Annotated in this window: 15 protein-coding genes, 1 pseudogene and 1 riboswitch; of the genes and pseudogenes, 3 read left to right on the forward strand and 13 right to left on the reverse strand. The window is 33.4% G+C overall.

Features of this window, described 5'->3' with window-relative positions; genetic code table 11:
- Positions 1-8 precede the first annotated feature (8 nt).
- Both DFR57_RS01120 and DFR57_RS01125 read right to left on the reverse strand, forming a co-directional pair.
- On the reverse strand, positions 9-1,304 hold the full coding sequence (locus DFR57_RS01120; RefSeq protein ID WP_114351289.1) for an extracellular solute-binding protein: 1,296 nt from the start codon (positions 1,302-1,304) through the stop codon (positions 9-11).
- Between the two features lie 359 nt (positions 1,305-1,663).
- Positions 1,664-2,590 (reverse strand): ArsR/SmtB family transcription factor, encoded by a 927-nt coding sequence (locus tag DFR57_RS01125; RefSeq protein WP_114351290.1) that lies wholly within the window; start codon positions 2,588-2,590, stop codon positions 1,664-1,666.
- Between the two features lie 276 nt (positions 2,591-2,866).
- Here DFR57_RS01125 and pseG point away from each other — a divergent pair, with 276 nt between their 5' ends.
- Together pseG and DFR57_RS01135 are read left to right on the forward strand one after the other, a co-directional pair.
- Complete coding sequence (pseG, locus tag DFR57_RS01130; protein ID WP_114351291.1) at positions 2,867-3,940, forward strand: UDP-2,4-diacetamido-2,4,6-trideoxy-beta-L-altropyranose hydrolase; 1,074 nt, start codon at positions 2,867-2,869, stop codon at positions 3,938-3,940.
- Between the two features lie 325 nt (positions 3,941-4,265).
- The gene (locus tag DFR57_RS01135; protein WP_114351292.1) at positions 4,266-4,880 is read left to right on the forward strand and encodes a pseudaminic acid biosynthesis-associated methylase; all 615 of its coding nucleotides are present in this window, start codon (positions 4,266-4,268) and stop codon (positions 4,878-4,880) included.
- A 113-nt stretch (positions 4,881-4,993) separates the two neighbouring features.
- Here the strand turns inward: DFR57_RS01135 and pseI are convergent, their stop codons facing one another.
- The 5 genes from pseI to pseB are packed head-to-tail and all read right to left on the reverse strand — an operon-like array spanning position 4,994 to position 9,470.
- The gene (gene pseI / locus DFR57_RS01140; RefSeq protein ID WP_114351293.1) at positions 4,994-6,040 is read right to left on the reverse strand and encodes a pseudaminic acid synthase; all 1,047 of its coding nucleotides are present in this window, start codon (positions 6,038-6,040) and stop codon (positions 4,994-4,996) included.
- On the reverse strand, positions 6,033-6,575 hold the full coding sequence (pseH, locus tag DFR57_RS01145; RefSeq protein WP_114351294.1) for a UDP-4-amino-4,6-dideoxy-N-acetyl-beta-L-altrosamine N-acetyltransferase: 543 nt from the start codon (positions 6,573-6,575) through the stop codon (positions 6,033-6,035). Before pseH ends, pseI begins: the two co-directional genes overlap by 8 nt.
- Positions 6,576-6,578: 3 nt before the next feature.
- A complete protein-coding gene (locus DFR57_RS01150; protein WP_114351295.1) occupies positions 6,579-7,310 on the reverse strand; it encodes a cytidylyltransferase domain-containing protein in 732 nt (243 codons plus the stop codon).
- Positions 7,311-7,318: 8 nt separating this feature from the next.
- A complete protein-coding gene (pseC, locus tag DFR57_RS01155) occupies positions 7,319-8,488 on the reverse strand; it encodes a UDP-4-amino-4,6-dideoxy-N-acetyl-beta-L-altrosamine transaminase (RefSeq protein ID WP_114351296.1) in 1,170 nt (389 codons plus the stop codon).
- A gap of 1 nt (position 8,489) precedes the next feature.
- Entirely contained in the window at positions 8,490-9,470 is a 981-nt protein-coding gene (pseB, locus tag DFR57_RS01160; protein WP_114351494.1) for a UDP-N-acetylglucosamine 4,6-dehydratase (inverting), read from the reverse strand.
- Positions 9,471-10,047: 577 nt separating this feature from the next.
- On the opposite strand from pseB, the gene DFR57_RS01165 reads away from it, so the two are divergent.
- Positions 10,048-10,755, forward strand: a complete 708-nt coding sequence (locus DFR57_RS01165) for an AAA family ATPase (protein ID WP_281270458.1) — start codon at positions 10,048-10,050, stop codon at positions 10,753-10,755.
- A 378-nt stretch (positions 10,756-11,133) separates the two neighbouring features.
- Positions 11,134-11,218, reverse strand: a riboswitch (cyclic di-GMP riboswitch).
- 141 nt (positions 11,219-11,359) lie between these two features.
- Here the strand turns inward: DFR57_RS01165 and DFR57_RS01170 are convergent.
- From DFR57_RS01170 to wzx, 6 genes and pseudogenes are all read right to left on the reverse strand, one after another.
- Positions 11,360-11,482, reverse strand: a pseudogene (locus tag DFR57_RS01170) (ATP-binding protein); the annotation flags it as partial.
- 1,319 nt (positions 11,483-12,801) lie between these two features.
- A complete protein-coding gene (locus tag DFR57_RS01175) occupies positions 12,802-14,082 on the reverse strand; it encodes a nucleotide sugar dehydrogenase (RefSeq protein ID WP_114351298.1) in 1,281 nt (426 codons plus the stop codon).
- A gap of 38 nt (positions 14,083-14,120) precedes the next feature.
- Positions 14,121-15,101: an SDR family oxidoreductase gene (locus DFR57_RS01180; RefSeq protein WP_114351299.1), complete on the reverse strand. Its 981-nt coding sequence runs from the start codon at positions 15,099-15,101 to the stop codon at positions 14,121-14,123.
- 749 nt (positions 15,102-15,850) lie between these two features.
- The gene (locus DFR57_RS01185) at positions 15,851-16,273 is read right to left on the reverse strand and encodes a serine O-acetyltransferase (protein ID WP_114351495.1); all 423 of its coding nucleotides are present in this window, start codon (positions 16,271-16,273) and stop codon (positions 15,851-15,853) included.
- Between the two features lie 24 nt (positions 16,274-16,297).
- Positions 16,298-16,861: an acyltransferase gene (locus tag DFR57_RS01190; protein ID WP_114351300.1), complete on the reverse strand. Its 564-nt coding sequence runs from the start codon at positions 16,859-16,861 to the stop codon at positions 16,298-16,300.
- Positions 16,858-18,291, reverse strand: a complete 1,434-nt coding sequence (gene wzx / locus DFR57_RS01195) for an O-unit flippase-like protein (RefSeq protein ID WP_114351301.1) — start codon at positions 18,289-18,291, stop codon at positions 16,858-16,860. The genes DFR57_RS01190 and wzx overlap by 4 nt, the downstream gene beginning before the upstream one ends.
- Positions 18,292-18,297 lie beyond the last annotated feature (6 nt).

Here is an 18,297-nt window from a genome sequence, read left to right on the forward strand (position 1 = left end):
TTAAAACCTTATTCAATCAGATCTTTTATTTCTGTCTCTATAGAAGAAAATGCCTCTTCTACCCCTACTTCCCCAGACCAAATGGAATCGAGATTTCTAGTAATAATTTCTTCTATACCACGAGCATAAATATTTCTGTCAACAAAATTAACGTAATCTGCAACTTCTGCGTAGTCACTTCTATACGGCAATTCTTGGAACTCCTCAGATTCAATCACGGAATCTTTGGAAGGAATATGTCCAGCTTCAGCCCACATTGCTCCATTATCCGTAGCAAATTTCATGAATTCAACTGCACCTTTTTGCACTTCTGTGTCTGCATCTTCATAATAAGGTAAGATTAATGTATGAGAACTAGCCCAAGTAGCTTGTTCACCAAACACATTAGGAATTGGCAATGGAGTGAATTCTAAATCTTCCGTTGTTTCCCATATGCCAGTTGCCCACACACCTGTTGTAGTTGTCGCGGCATTGCCTGATTGAAACTCGGAGTAAAAATCAGCTATATTTAATGGAATAATTTCATGTTCTTGATATAAGCTTTGTACATATTCAGCTGCTTTTTTTGCTTTTTCTAAGTCAATATCATATGTTGGATTTTCAAGATTATCCTCCGTTAGGATATGATCGCCGCCAAGTTGTGAATACATTGCCCACCACAACCAATAGGGATCGCTCCCTGTCGACGAGAATGAAAATGGTATTTTTTCTTCTGGTAATTTCTCATCTAAAGTTTTAAAGAATTCTATATATCCTTCTGGTGATTCTTCGATATCAATTGATCCGTCATCATTCATCAGTCCAGCTTCTTCTACTAATTCATTGTTTACATACATAATTTGTGCATGTGTGTCAATCGGAATTGCAAAATGCTGATTCTCATAAACTGTCGCATCTAAAATATTTTGGTTAAATTCCTCCCAGCTTACGCCAACGTCAGCTGCTATATCGGTCATATCAACCACCAAGCCTTGACTCACTAGTTCTGGTAAAACATGTGAGTGTGAGATAGCTAAATCTGGACCCTTCCCTGCACCGATGCTCGTTAGTAATTTTGTATAATACTCTTCGAATTCCTGCATAACATTATTTACATAATATTCGTCTTGGCTTTCATTAAAGGCATCAACAGTTTCTTCCATGTATTCTGCATCACCACCACCGAATAAATTCCACATCACTACTTCTGTAGTACCTTCAGGTAATTCTACTTCTGGCGCAACCTCTTCAGATCCACCAGACCCAGAGCAAGCAGTTAAAACTAGTAATAAGGACAACAACAAAAATAAAAACGTCTTTTTCATGAATGACTCCTCCTTTTTTTTAACAATAGGCATATATTACAATAATCTTGTATTAAAACAACATACTTATAATATAAACCATAGTATACGCTTACATTTAAGTGGATGTCAATGGTTATTTTAGTTTTTATTGTTTTAATACTGATTTTATGTATTAAATAAAATGATAAGCATAATATATAGTTTAGGAAAACAATACTTACCTATATCCACTCCATTTTCACAAAATAAAAAGGTAGTGCAGCTACTTTTAAGTATAGCTGGACTACCTCATTAAAATGCCAATAGGTCTTCAAAACAAGTATTCACCACACTCATCCACTTACAAGAAGATACCTATTCTATGAAAACCTTTTAAACTATTCGTAAATAACTTTCATTTTAATATCTTGTGCATAATCACCAAATTCACGACCAAATATATTCATTCCACCCTTATGAACAGCATCCTCTTTAATTCCAATTCTAAAGGAGATATGTTCATTTTCAACTATATTTATATCACTTAAATTTTTACTCGTGAGTTGGAAATCATCTAACATCGTATTTTCATTCGTTATTTTCCATGTTTTCATCGTACCGTATTGTGTACTTGTACTTTCAGCCCAATACTTAGGATTTAATTTGCCAGGGCGATCCCCATAGTCACCTGGACTAGTCCAAGTTCCGACATCTACACCATTAACCCATACAGTAATATCTGAAGGCCAATTATGATCATAGTTCGGTGCTTCTGAACAAATCTCTAATGAAAATTGAATTTCCTTTATTTTCGCATCCGCCTTTAAAACGAAAGGAAATTTATACTCTAAGAAACCCTTTCTTGTCCAAATTAATTGGGCCCCCATCCGTTCAGGATTATAGAAATATACTGGTGCGTCGTCTGGAATAATAAACTTCTCTTGATTTGCCATTCCGCAAGTTGGAGCGACTTGAAAGTCCACATATTGTCCGATCGGCATTTCAACTTCATAGGTTTCTGAGAGTTGATCTCCTTTTTTGTCCAATATATTTAATAAGATGTGTATGTCATCATAGTTTCTAGTACATACTTTCATAGCACCTCTGCTCGCTGGCCTTAATTCAGTTTGGATCAACATGGCTTCTTCTAGTACTTTAACATGAGATGCAGCTGTTGATACCGGAATTTGCAAGGTTTCCGACAACTGATGTATATTTAAATTATCTTTGCTCAATAAATCGAGAATACTTATTCGCACTTTGGATGATAAAGCATGTGCTATCTTGCTCAACAAATCCGGTTCATTAATAGACAATTCTAACAAAATAGTTCCCCCTAGTAATTTACTACAATCTTTAAGTTCTACCTTAAATATAAACTAAAATCATGATTTAATCCATGATTTTTGTTTGTATTTGATTAATATTTTATGAAATCTGTTTTATACAAGGTTTTATGTGTGGTTGACCATAGGATTTAAAACTATGTACTATTATTAATCGGGTGTTTCATACTTCTTCTAACTTCACTATTACAATTCCCACTCAACTTCACATATTGTTATAATGAAAGAACAAATTCTAATTGAAAAGGTGTTTACATGAATATATGCTTCCGAGTTGATGCTTCAACTATAATTGGTACAGGACATGTGATGCGTTGCTTAACTCTTGCTGAAGAGTTAAAAAAGAATAATCATAATGTAACGTTTATTTCCAGACTACATAAAGGTAATCTAAATCATTTGATAACACAAAAAGGATTTCAAGTTTTTAACCTTAAAGAGGCACCAAACAATAATATTGTAAATGAAACTCCTAAACACGCAGCATGGTTAAGTGTTACACAAGAGCAAGATGCGAATGAAACACGGCACCTATTAGCTTCAAGTGGTATACAATTTGATTGGGTAATAATTGATCATTACGCCATAGATATAACCTGGCAAAAGGAAATACGTACAATAATTCCAAACATTATGGTCATAGACGATCTCGCTGACCGTGCGCATAATTGTGATCTATTGTTAGATCAGAACTATTATCTGAATGCAAATAGCAGGTATACAAATCTAGTTCCCTCTAACTGCAGACTATTATTAGGGCCTAAATATGCATTATTACGCGATGAGTTTATAAATCTTCATAATACACAAAAGAAAAAGAACAACAATCCAACAGCATTAATCTTTTACGGTGGTAGTGATCCTACAAATGAAACCCTTAAAGCAATAAATGCTATAAAAGACAAAAAGATCGATGCGCATGTAGTGGTTGGACCATCTAACCCAAATAAAGAAGAGATAGAAAGAAGTTGCAAGCAACAAAACATTACTTTTCATTACAACATTAATTACATGGCAAAGCTTATGCATGAAGTAGATTTTTCTATTTGTGCAGGTGGAAGCACAACTTGGGAAAGGTACTGTCTCGGCACCCCAGCAATAGTAACTGCTGTTGCATATAATCAGATTGAACTTTGTGAAAATGCAAGTCTATTAGCGATCGATTATTACCTTGGTCAATATGATACGATCACTCAAGCAACCATACAAAATGAGATAGATTTATTGCTACAAAGGGATAATCTCTCCGATTTAAGTGAAAAAGCTAAAAAACAAGTAGATGGTAAGGGGAAACAACGTGTGATTGAATTGCTCAAGACACTGAATTAAAGTAAGCGTCAAATAACGTATTATACAAAATAAGGATAATGGCGGTTTTCGTTAACTGTTTATGTATTTAAGGAGTTCATAAAAAAACCTGCGTCAAAAAAGCTATTAGATTTTATAAATAAAGATTAAAATCGTGCTTTGCTGCACTTTCTTTTTATAATTTTCTTGAAGTTAATACTTGAAGTATACAAGCCCTTATTATCAATTCGACATAAGTTGACAACTGTCTAAATGCAAAAATTTGATACAATTCCCTAGTAAGTACTCATGTCTTTTACTAGTATTCTCTGTTAAAATAGAGGAAATATGATAGGTGGTGACAAAAATGCCAGAATTTAAAACAGAACAGGAAAAGTTTTGGGCAGGCGAATTTGGAAAAAATTATATAAATAGAAATACAGACTATTTAGGAAATATCCCATTGTTTTCAAAAATATTCTCTAAAACAAATAACGTAACATCGATTATTGAATTAGGGGCAAATATTGGTCTTAATCTTAAAGCAATAAAAACTGTTTTACCTAATACTGATTTATCTGCAGTAGAAATTAGCAGTGATGCAGTAAAAGAGTTAGAACAAATTGAAGACTTAAATGTTTATAATGAATCATTATTGGACTTTAATGTGGATTATAAACGTGATTTTGTTTTGATTAAAGGTGTACTTATACATATAAATCCTGATTTCTTAGATGAAGTATATGATTTACTATACAATCTAACAGACAAATATATTTGTATTGCTGAATATTATAACCCCACACCTGTTGGAGTAAATTATAGGGGACATGAGGATAAGTTGTTTAAAAGAGACTTTGCAGGAGAAGTTCTTGATAAATTTGATGACTTAGAGCTAGTTGACTACGGATTTGTATATCACAGAGATAATAACTTCCCACAAGATGATATAACATGGTTTTTATTAAAAAAAACTAGATAACTCCACAAATCAAAACCTTCATTACTGTTAATATCGTAAGCGTGAAAAAGCCCAGACCTGAATAATAGGTGTGGGCTTTTTGATGCCTACGAATGAGTCACTATTATACTTATTTATAAAAAATTAATGCGATCTCCAACTTGATAGTCTTTCTGAGATTCTTTTCCTAATAGACTTTTATAATATTTAGGCTTCAATCCATATCCTGGGCGCACAATTCTTATATTATCAGGGGAATACTTTTCACCTTTTTTAATATCCTTAGCTGCATAGATAGAGCGTCTAAATTGCAAGGATTTTTCTTCAGCTTTCGTTGGACCATATGTTACTGATCCAATAGCTTTCCACGCACGTGTAGTCTCTTCAACTAATGCTGTCATTTCATGAGGTTCCATTGAAAATGCAGCATCCACTCCTCCTTCAGAACGGTCGAGCACAAAATGCTTTTCGATTACAGTAGCTCCGAGTGCAACACTTGCTACAGATACACCGGTTCCCATTGTATGATCAGATAAACCAACCTGACAGTTAAATAGTTCTTTCATATGTGGGATGGTAGAAATGTTAGTATTCTCTGGTGTTGCAGGATAGGTACTCGTGCATTTTAAAAGTACGATATCCTTACAACCTGCTGCTCTAGCTGCACGTACTGTTTCATCTAGTTCAGCAACCGTTGCCATCCCTGTTGATATAATCATAGGTTTACCCGTAGCAGCAACTTTTTCAATTAATGGAATATCATTATTTTCAAAGGAAGCTATTTTATAAAAGGGTGTATCTAGCTCTTCTAAAAAGTCCACTGCCGTTTCATCAAAGGGGGTACTAAATGGAATTAGTCCAAGCTCTCTAGCTCTTGTAAATATAGGTTCGTGCCATTCCCATGGTGTGTATGCTTTACTATATAAATCATATAGAGATTCCCCGTCCCACAAGCTTTTAGGATCATTGATGACAAAATCTCCACTTTTTACATTTAACGTTAACGTATCAGCTGTGTATGTTTGTATTTTTAAAGCATCAGCTCCTGTTTGTGCAGCTTCTTCGACAATTTCCAATGCTTTATCTAAAGATTGATTATGATTACCAGACATTTCAGCTATGATGAAGGGTTTATGGTTCTCACCAATTAAATAATCACCAATACGTATCTCTTTAGCCATTCATGTATCCCTCCGCTAGCCTTGATTTGTTTTGATTCCAGTGATAATTAAACTGTGCAAATAAAAAAACATCTATATACCTATCATTTCTCCAAATTTGCTCTTGTAGTATTCCCTCTTGTTTAAAACCAAGTTTACGGTGGAATTCAAGAGATTTTTCGTTTAAATCTAATACCTGAGCCGATAATTTCCTAATCTTTAATTCATCAAAAATGTAATTTAAAGCATGATAGGCAAGTAAGGTCCCTAAACCTTTTCGGTAGGCATCGCCAATATAAAAGCCCCATTCAGCCGTACCATGGAGCTTATCTATCTTGTTTAATTGCACGACACCTCTTGGTTCATTACTTTCTACAAATAATTTTATAACATCTGTTTCCTTATTTGTTAAAGATTCAAACCATTTTAAGTGGTTTTCCCATTCAATTTCACGATCATTAAACATTAAATTACGTATTTCAGGTTTGTTTCTCCAAGTTAGAATAATCTCCAAGTCATCTTTTGTAACAGGACGTAAATAACTCTCCATATTCATCACTTAAACCTTTTTCTGCTTTATTTCTGCATTTATTTTTAACCAATCCTTATTTTCATTTAGCAATTTAACGATATCATCATATGTAAAGTTCGGATTGTTCTTATATAAAACATCTATTATTTTTTCAATTAATAAAAAATCTTCTTTCGTATCAACCGTTAAACGGAGATCACTATGATCATCTTCACCAAATACATGCCCAATACGAAACTGTGATGGATTTTGATAGATATACGGCGTTACGTGTTCTTTCTCAGATGCTAGCTCAGCCTTCTTAAAAGCTGCTTCCAAAGCGTCAAAAGAAAAGACTTCTGTATCAAAACCGCGAGGAAAAGTTCGTTTATGCGTATTAGATACATAATCAAAATCAGTCTGGTTATCCAGGTAGTATTGAATATTCGTATCAATAACGACAGGATCAATAACAGGACAGTCAGAAGTTAACCTAACAACCACATCTGCTTTATGTATGTTGGCTGCTTCATAATATCTTGATAACACATCATTTTCTGATCCGCGGTAATAGGAAATAGATAACCTTTCACAAAAATCTATAATCAGTTCGTCAGCTTCGTTAGTTGTAGTTGCAATAACAATTTCATCAATTAATTTAGAGCGTTTAACACGCTCTATCTGATATTCCAATAAAGGTTTGTCTAGTACTTTTTTTAATACCTTGCCAGGGAGCCTTGTCGATCCCATTCGCGCCTGTATAATTGCTACAACCTTCATAAATTCACCTACCCTATTTGGTGTTCTTTAATTAATCCTTTAACAGTATCGATTACATATTGCACATCTTCATTCGTCATCGTTGGAAACAATGGTAAGGAAATAGTCTGTTCATACAAATCTTCTGCTATCGGATAGTCACCTTTTTTATATCCCAGTTCTTGATAATATGGTTGTAAATGTACTGGTATATAATGAACATTTACCCCGATATTTGCTTGTCTTAATTCTTCAAAAAACTGCTTTCGATCAATCGATAGCAAGTCTTTCTTTAATTGAATAACATACAAATGCCAGCTAGAATCCCCATCAGTATGTTGAAACGGAGTGATAAGTTCATTCAAGCTACGAAATGCCTTATTATATTGACCAACTATCTCCCTACGTCTTTCAATAAACCCTTCTAACTTATCCAATTGGCTTGAGCCTAATGCAGCTTGTATATCGGTAATTCGATAGTTATATCCTAAAAATTGCATTTCATAGTACCACGGACCATCATTTTCATTTAATAAGGAGGGGTCGCGCGTAATTCCGTGTGTACGAAACTGGTGTAATTTTTCGTATAAATCCTTATTATCTGTAGTGATCATTCCACCTTCCCCAGTAGTAATATGTTTTACGGGATGAAAGCTAAACATTGTCATATCAGCAATGGAACCCACTTTAGAGTCTTTATACGTAGCACCTATTGCATGTGCTGCATCTTCAATTACAATTAAATTGTGCTCTTTTGCGAGTTCCATAATTTCATCTAAGTTACAAGGCTGACCAGTAAAGTCAACCGGTAATATTGCTTTCGTATTTCCATTAATCTTTTTGCGAATTCCATCTGGGTCAATATTATATGTCTCTGGATCAATGTCCGCAAAGACTGGTTTTGCCCCTTGATACAAGACACAGTTAGCACTAGCCACAAAGGTCATAGGTGTTGTGATTACTTCATCGCCATTACCTACACATGCAGCAAAGCATGCTGCATGTAATGCAGCTGTACCATTTGAAAAGGCGACCGCATATTTAGCACCAACATAGTCAGCAACTTTCGCTTCAAACTTTTCTACCTCTGGCCCTGTTGTAAGATAATCACTTTTTAAAACATCCACAACTGCTTGAATATCATCTTCATCAATAGATTGACGGCCGTAAGGAATAAACGGGTGCTTTGAATTCTCCATATTAGCTGTCACCTTTACTTGTTTTCACTAATTCACGTAAGTCTTCTATAGTTAACCAATCATCATTTACATTACTCACATAACTAAAGCCATCTTCTAAAACTTTTCCTTGATGGGCAAGGTCTTTATTCCACCAGGGGAATTCTGGCTGAATGACATAATAATCTCCCATATCTAATGTTTTTCGAGCATCATCTTCTGTTATCATTGCTTCGTGGAGTTTTTCACCAGGTCTGATACCAATGAACTCCATTTTGCATTCCGGAGCAATGGCTTGGGCTAAATCAGTAATATTCATACTTGGAATTTTAGGAATAAATATTTCCCCCCCATGCATTCTCTCAAAATTATCAATAACGAATTCGACAGCTTGTTCTAAAGTAATCCAAAAACGAGTCATGCGCTCATCTGTAATAGGAATTGTTCCTGTTTCTTTTATCTTCTCAAAGAAAGGAACAACACTACCACGACTACCAACTACATTCCCATAACGTACTACTGCAAATGAAGTTTCTTTATCCCCAGCATATGAATTAGCTGCTACAAAAAGCTTGTCTGATGCTAATTTAGTAGCACCATATAAATTTATCGGATTAGCAGCTTTATCTGTGCTTAAAGCGATGACTTTCTTTACACCTCTATCAATAGCAGCTTCAACAATATTTTGAGCACCATTAATATTGGTTTTAACAGCTTCAAAAGGATTGTATTCACATGCCCCCACATGCTTCAGAGCAGCAGCATGCACAACATAATCAACACCATCAAACGCTCTATATAACCGATCCTTATCACGAACATCGCCTATAAAGAAACGCATACGACTATCAGTAAATTCCTTTTCCATCTCATACTGCTTTAATTCATCTCGGCTAAATACAATGACTTTGCTTAAATTTGTTGATAATATTCTTTTAATGAATTTCTTACCAAAAGAGCCTGTACCACCTGTTACTAATAATGTTTTATTCTCGAAGTTCATCATTCTATTTTCCACCTTTTTAAGAATTAATTAAATCTCTATTCTATAATTTTGATCGGCTAGTTTAGGGAAAAATTAAGTCTGATTTATAATTCTTTATTTCCAGTTAAGCTTTTTGTAATGTAAAAAACTTTATTCATATCTCCAGCAATGTATTTCCTAAAGAATATAAACATCTGTTATATTAATTAATTTTTTAAGCTAAGGATTTCGCTTAATCGTATGAAAGTGTTCATGTAAGGAAGATTAGAGTTTTTATATTTTGGGGTCTCTTTATATAATTCATCATATAGCAAGAGTTTTCAGTTACTTTTAAAATTAAAAATCTATGACCTATACTAAAAGCCTAGAATTGCATTTTACTTTTCAGTTAAATAGTACGCTTCTTATTTACCATTTTACTTGTCCTTAATTTTATTGTCCACAAGATAAGGGTTATTCAAACTTTTTACCTACTAATTCATATTTCACTTTTCCCTTTATGTAAAAGACTTGGTTCAAGTTGCAATTTATAATAACTTAAACTTAAAAATTAATTGGTTTCAGTTTATGGTAACAGAAGAATATTTCTAGCATTATACATTCTTTAAAAACCAAAAAAGTATGTATTATTGATTTAGATATAGGCCAAAGAATTTCGGATTTATTGATGGGATTGGAAAGTAGAATAATTTCTAATGTTGTTGACGTACTTACAAATCGGTGCAAGTTAAATTCCGCGCTTATTAAAGACAAGAATAACGATCTTTACTTGCTACTACCAGCTGCTATTGATAAAAGGCCAAGGCATGTTAAATCAGAGGAGATGAGAAGGTTATTAATAAAAATGCGTAATGAGTTTGACTATATAATTATTGATTACCCAACTGGTATTGGAGAGGGATTTGAGTCAGCATTAAAAGGTGCTGATAAAGCTATTGTAATTATAAAACCAGATACATTTTCTATAAGGTGGTCGGACGCTATCATTGTTGCATTACAGAAACAGTTTAATATAGCATCACAACTTCTGCTCATTAATCAGTTAAAACCCGATTTAGTGGAAAAGGGCATAATGTTAGATATCGATGCTATTAAGGAAATCTTCCCAGTGGAAGTAATAGGTTTGATACCATGGGATTTTGATTTGTATATGGAATCGTTAGCCTATGGTTTACCAGTCGTGAAAAGAAAAAATCTAAATCTCAGTATTATCGATAATTTTAACAGAATAGCTAGGCGTCTTTTAGATGAAGACATACCAATTGATTTATCAATTGACCTCGGTATTAAGAAAAGCAGATAATGGTATAGTTTATATTCTCTATCTAACTAAATCCAAGCAGCAATTCAAACACTGACTATTTAAACCTACTATTCTAAAATGAAGCAAATAAAAATTAGAGGAATAATTCCTGAGGAAGTTTAACAACCGTCCCCATGCTTCTTTTCTCATCATGTAAGATTTACTAACTATAAATAGTTCATTATGTAATTCAATGTTGCTTTTTCATGATAATTAATTTTCTTCTCAAGTTTATGTTTAAATTTCTCATCTATACAGTCGGAAAAAAGAGTCGACAATTCCTTTAACCTAAATTGGTGCCAATAAAATTTGCTACGATAATACACTATCTTCAGACATATCCCTCCTCGTACTACCATAAAATCAACAGAGGATGTATTCGACACCTGGCTAGCATAGTCATTTGACTTTAGCGCCTATAGTTTTGTGTAATCAGCTTTCGCTGATCTTGCCATTTCGTACGATTTATGTTCTCAATTGTACTATCTTACAAAGAGTTTTATTTTAAATGGGTATTTGTACTTATGTTAGAAAACGCATTTGTTCGTTAAAAAAGAAAATAATGGGTTTGCTTAGGTGTACATATACAATAAAAATGTCTTCATCCTAAATAGACACATGGACAGGGATTCATCGCACCCAGAAAAATAAATTGCGCAGGATACGTTACCGTTAAAGCGGCCCTACTAATCGTAACTTTTCCTGTTTCCATCCGTTGCCGTAGCATCGCCGTGAAGCTGAATGGATAAAAAAATCAATATACGGATTACACAACTACAACGTGTATTATATAGTTTTTGTCATATATTAACATTACTTTGATCTTTGTCTCCCTAAAACAAAAAAAGATCCTACCATTGGCTTCTTAATCTGCCTACTAAGTGGATTACTCTGATTTCGTATAACTAGGTTATAATTTCAGTGTTATCCTATAGAATACAACACCGGAAATAAAATCTGACCAATTTTTAATTTCTCCATTAATTTTTGTAAACTTTTTCTAGCTTTTTATTTATTCTTTACTCCACTACTCTTCCATCCATACGCTTTCAATCTCAGCCAAAATAGAAGATTGTACTAGGAAATTATCCGCAAGCGTCAAATAACCCATTATCCTAAAATCAGGATAATGGGTTATTTGACGCTTACCTTTGAAATCTTATAATTCTTTATTAGAGAAAGCTCGACTGCTTTCACTTCATCCCATTCTGTAAGAATAGATACAATGTCAAATGTAAGCACCTTTTACTGCTGCTGGAAGGATATGTTTGGCACTCTTGATTGCAATGAGGTCATAACCACCGAAGAGCCTGATTCTATTAATCTTTGGCTAACAGCAATGGATGATACTTCTCGCTTCAGGATGTGACTTCATGCACCAACACCTAAATTAAATCAAAATCTCATTCACAAATTACATTTAATTCGGTTAGCAAATTACTAGTGTAAGGAGGTGCTCAATTTTGTCAAACATTTCAGATTAACATCCAGGTAACTTCAAAAGGGCTTAAAAAATGTTTACAAAAGAAGCTTTAAGGTTTAATGGTAAATCTATAAAGTACGAATTTGATAAGCTTAAAAGCCGGATTAATAAGAGTAATGAAAATATAGACACGTATCCCAGTTTATTTTCAGAGTAATTTTAAATATTTATAAAATGAGTTTTTTACATCATGCCTATCTACTAAAAAGATGGGCATCATTATTTAATGACTAGTAACGTGATACTTTACAACATTGCAATTCGGGTGGGTCTTTGCAACTCAAGGATTGCTGCTTCAAGAGACCCTTTTAGGCTCTTAGTAATCACCCCAAATCAAAAGACATAATCCGGGAATTCACCAGATCTTCAAGGCCTTAACTATATCTTAAAATGTATGTATCTTCTGTATCACCAAATTTATAAAAGAATTATGTTCAAGATGTTGTAGGTCTACTTTAAAAGCCAACAATTATTTAAATTATTCTTTTGATAAATCTTCCTCTTCATAAAATAAGAAGACAAGCACAATCACACACCTGCCAACATCTGGAAATCTGTTTTAATTAAAGACTCCATAAAGAAACATGCTCTGGAACTTTTTCTTTATCTAATCTTCCTTTGATATCGATCACAATCCCTTTACCATGTTTTAACAACTCGTCAAATTGCAGCCATCCTTTATCTAAATAGAATTGATGTGGTACTGCTAGAACTACAGCATCTGCTGGATTTAACTTTTCATAATTGACAAGACCGACGCCATATTCTTCTTTTGCCTCTTCATGTTCTGCATAAAAATCTGTGACTTGAACTTCTACACCGAACTCTTCCAATTCTTTAATTACATCGATTACTCGTGAATTACGTAAGTCAGGTACATTTTCTTTAAATGTTAACCCAAGAACTGTCACTCGTGACCCTTGTATTTGTTTATTTTTGTGGATCATTTGTTTGATTAATGAAGTAGCAATATGTTTTCCCATGCTATCATTGATTCTTCGACCTGCTAAAATCATTTCAGGGTGATAACCAATACTCTCTGCTTTATGTGTTAAGTAATATGGGTCGACTCCAATACAATGTCCACCGACTAAACCAGGAGAGAAAGGAATAAAATTCCATTTTGTTCCAGCTGCCTTAAGAACATCATTCGTGTCAATATCTAGCTTGTCGAATATTAATGACAGTTCATTCATTAATGCAATATTCAAATCTCTTTGTGTATTTTCTATAACTTTGGCTGCTTCGGCTACTTTCAATGAACTAGCTTTGAAAACACCTGCCGTTACGACACTCTCATATACTTCTGCAACTATATCAAGCACTTCAGGAGTTTGACCTGAAACTACTTTCTTAATAGTTCTAAATGTATGCATTTTATCACCTGGATTAATCCTTTCTGGTGAATATCCTACAAAGAAGTCCTCTCCTGCTTTTAAACCTGATTCTTTCTCTAGAATAGGGATACAAACTTCTTCTGTTGCTCCTGGATAAACCGTGGATTCATAGACTACTATCGTCCCTTTTTGCAAACTTCCCCCTACAGTTTTAGAAGATTTTTTTAATGGTGTTAAGTCAGGTTGCTTATTCCCATTTATTGGTGTAGGTACAGCAACAATAATAAAATCACACTCGCTTAATTGAGAAGCATTTGTAGTAAAGTCAATATTGGCTTTCTCTAAATCTGTTGGTTCTACTTCATTTGTATAATCTATATTTTGTTTTAACGTTGCAATTCGGTGTTCACTAATATCAAAACCAACAATCTTATGCTCTTGGCCAAAAGCAACGGCTACAGGAAGTCCCACGTAGCCAAGTCCTACTAATCCAATTTTTCTGTCCATTAAACTTCTCCCCTATCATATATCTAAATTTCTCTAGTTTATTTACTTGGTTGTAAATTGGCTACATACCAATCCATCGTTCTTTTCAGACCTTCATAAACATCAACTTGAGGGTCATAACCTAACAATTTTTTCGCTTTAGAAATATCAGCTAAAGAATGAGGTATATCTCCAACTCGAGGTTCGCCATAGTTAGGGTCAATATTTTTATTCAATAATTCACAGACAATTTCATATAAATCGTTTAATGTAATGTTCTTTCCATAGGCAATATTAAACGCCTCTCCACTGGCTTCAGAACCTGCCAAACAAGAAAGTAAATTCGCTTCAATCACATTATCTATGTAAGTAAAATCTCTCGTTTGCGTCCCATCTCCGTTTATAACTGGAGCCTTATCATTCAACAAGTCACGAACAAAAACAGGTATCACTGCAGCATAGGTAGAATGAGGATCTTGTCTACGACCGAACACATTAAAATAACGTAAACCAACTGTTTCTAAGCCATATAGATCAAAGTAATTCTTTGCATATAGCTCATTAACTTTTTTGGTGATCGCATATGGTGAAAGCAGCTTTCCCTCTTTACCTTCATATTTAGGTAAAGTAGCTTCATCACCATAAACAGACGAAGAAGAGGCATAAACTATTTTCTTTACTCCTTCTTCTTTCGCAGCTTCTAACATATTTAACGTACCATGCACATTTACTTCATCGTAGATAAGTGGCATACGAATAGAACGAGGTACGGATCCCCAAGCGGCTTGATGAAGAATATAATCAACACCTTTAACTGCGTCAACGCAAATATTGAAGTCTCTAATATCCCCTTCTATAAATTCAAAGTCATATTTCAACTTTAATTCTTCAATATTACCTTTCTGTCCGTTTGAAAGATCGTCTAGCACCTTTATTTCAAAGCCATGCCCTAATAAAAATTCGGCTAAATTTGATCCAACAAATCCAGCTCCACCTGTAATTAAAAACTTATCATTTTTATTGAATCGTTTTATAATCATATATCACCTATACTCTTCATATTTTTGAATTAATAAACATATAAATCTTATATTTCTTTGGCTTGTAATCTTTATCCTCAAATTATATAGATAAAAACTCACAAATTCAGGAGTGTCCACTACCCCAAGTCCTAAATAATATTAGGACTTGCTTTCAAGTTTATCCAGCAAGACAGTGTAAACCTATCTATTTATCAATCTGGACTAAAAAGAAGCAAGAAAATCGTAATATCGCTTCCCAAAACACCTCAAACCAATTGTTCTTTTAGGTCAAGTAGTTCTATCACGTACAATTCATATACTTTTTCAGTGAATTTATGAGGAAATATAGACTTTCCTACTTATCTTTCAGTCTTTAGTAGTGAAGACTTATCACTGTACGCAGAAAAGTAGAAGCATAAATAAACTTTTTAACTTTGATTTTGAACTAATTATTAAAATTTTTATTTTCTCCATTCTAAAGGTCATTTGAAATATGAACCTAAAAGTATAATTCTAATAAATAGCCTGCAACGTTATAACAATAAACCCTGCTCCCCTGTAATTAAGAACTTCTCTTATTTCGAAAATTTATCTACTTCGATAGTTCACCTCAAGTAATTTCAGCAAACAAGTAAAAAGTGCTGACAACCTAGTTTCGACTTTGAAGACAACTACTTTCCTCATAAAGTTATTAGATAAACCTATTAAAAAAATCATTAAAAAGATCGTGAATTTATACTTTTAACTTAAATAGGGTACATCTTTATTCACAGTTTAGAATTCAATAATTTTGCAGGGACTCCCACTGCAGTACAACCAGTTGGCACATTCTTAATTACCACTGCATTTGCACCAATTTTCGCGTTGTCTCCTATTTTAACATCACCTAAAATACAAGCTCCTGCACCTATTATCACATTTTTTCCTATTACTGGATTGGCTCTAACTCCACTTCGCCCTCCTATAGTAACGTTTTGAAGTACTTTTGTATTCTCTCCTATCACAGTATCATGCCCTATTACAACACCTATTCCATGGTGTGGGAATTGTACAGTCTTATGTATATTAGATGTGTAAGGAATGTCACAAGAAAAAAGTATTCTCATGATAATTTTAATTATTTTAGGTATTAGAGGAACTTTCCTTAAGTATAGCCATCTTGCTAAAGTATATTGTTTTGTTATGTTCATATTAGCTCCTTCCATTCAGGTTTCCTAATTTACTCTTGACTTTATAAATTTGGCTGGGCAACCACCTACAATAGAATCAATTGCAGTATTTTTATTTACTACTGAATTTGCCGCTATAACACAACCAGATTCCACGGTAATACCACATAAAATTGTAACTTTGGCTCCAATCCATACATTTTCCTTTACTACTGTCTCAGAAAATATATATCCTTGTTCTCTAATTGGAGTACCCAATTCACAATATTTATGACTTGTTGAAAGTATGGAAGTACCATGTGCAATAGAAACATTATCTCCAATTTTTACCCTTCCTGCGGCATCAATAAAAGACATAGGATGAATACTAATATTACTCCCTAGACTAAGACTCTCTATATGCGACAAGTATACATCGTGAAAAATTATAACATTTTGTCCACATTCCTTTGCTAAAGTCTTCAATAAACTACCTCTAATTATTTGCCCTTTTAGTCCAATAATTTTCCTGGAAAACTCAAATAACTTCACTCTAAATTTCCGCGGAAAACAAGAGAATAAAATTTTCAAATAATCAGTAATCACATCGTATTTTCTTTTCTTTTTCAAGATAATTTATTTCTCCTTTTAACGAGTTTTATTATATTATGAATTGAATCAATGTAAAACTTTGTAATTGAAACATTAAAATCTTTTATAACATACACTGGCCATTTCCAACCATTGTATATACACTCCACAATTAAAAGAGAAAGTATAATACTCCAAATACCATATTCACTAAAGAAATATACAGTAGTGAACTGTGCTATAACTACTACTATCGCAAATATAATGTACGGTTTGTACATTGGCATTTTATTTGCAGTTACAATATAGGATACAAAAATATTTTGATTGAAATGCACAAAATAAAATACATAGAGACCGAAAGTTTGAAGTAATGGCAAAACAGTAGATTGAGAGCCAAATAGTTCTAATATTGGATTGGCTAAAAATATAATAAGTAGCCCACCAAAAGCTATTATAGTAGTTTGTATACCAACAGCCATTGTAAAATATTTATAACCTTTCTCTTTATCGTCTCTCAATCTTAACTGACTAAAGTATGGTAAATACGTATTATAAAATACAGTAGAAATCGTCCCCAACAAACCTAAAAGTTGTATTGTCAATCCGTAATTAGCTGAAATTTCCAGTCCTAAAAAAGCTGAAACTATAAGTATCGAGAATCTCGAAGTCATGAATTTTGAAACTGACATAGCTCCCTGCTTATATGCATTTGGCCACATCAATTTGAATGTTTTGATTTTATCATCCTTACTTACATTATATACTTTTATCTTTCCTTGAAGTGCCCTTATATCTTCATAAGAATAAAACATATACTTTGACAATACACGTCTAAGAACATTACCAATCAAATAACCAACTACTACTGCAAGCAACTTATAACCAAGCAATAAACCAATAACAGTTATAACTAATTGAAATAGTTTTGATACAACTAAAACCTGATAGTCCTGTTTTATGGCTCCCACACCTTTTAAAACAGGAGTCCAATAGGAATAATAGACATTCATAAAAACGGCAATAACAAATATTCCCCAAGCTAGAAGATAATAGCTTTTTTCCATACTATTGCCGACTATAGAAATAATATAAACCGTCCCTATAGTAGATAATAATAATAAAATAATTGTCGAGGAAATTAGATATATTAATTTACTTACAGAAAACACTTCTGAAAAAAGTTTTATATTGGGTTCCTCAGAAGTGTTTTCACGAACAATTCCTGTTTTATTTATTCTAGTAGCGCCACCCCAAGCGTAAGATACATTTCTAGTAATCGTCGTAGTAAACCCAAAGTCGATTAGAGCCGCTAATCCAGCAATTGCAATAAATGTATACCATAAACCTAGTTCATTACTAGGTAGTATTACTAGAATAAAGGGAAGTATTAAAATGTTTATACCGTTATATAAAAACACCCCTAAATATCCCCACATTACATCCAACTTATTTATTTTAATAGCCATACATTT

This window comes from Saliterribacillus persicus (genome assembly GCF_003337485.1).
Lineage (GTDB): Bacteria > Bacillota > Bacilli > Bacillales > Amphibacillaceae > Saliterribacillus > Saliterribacillus persicus.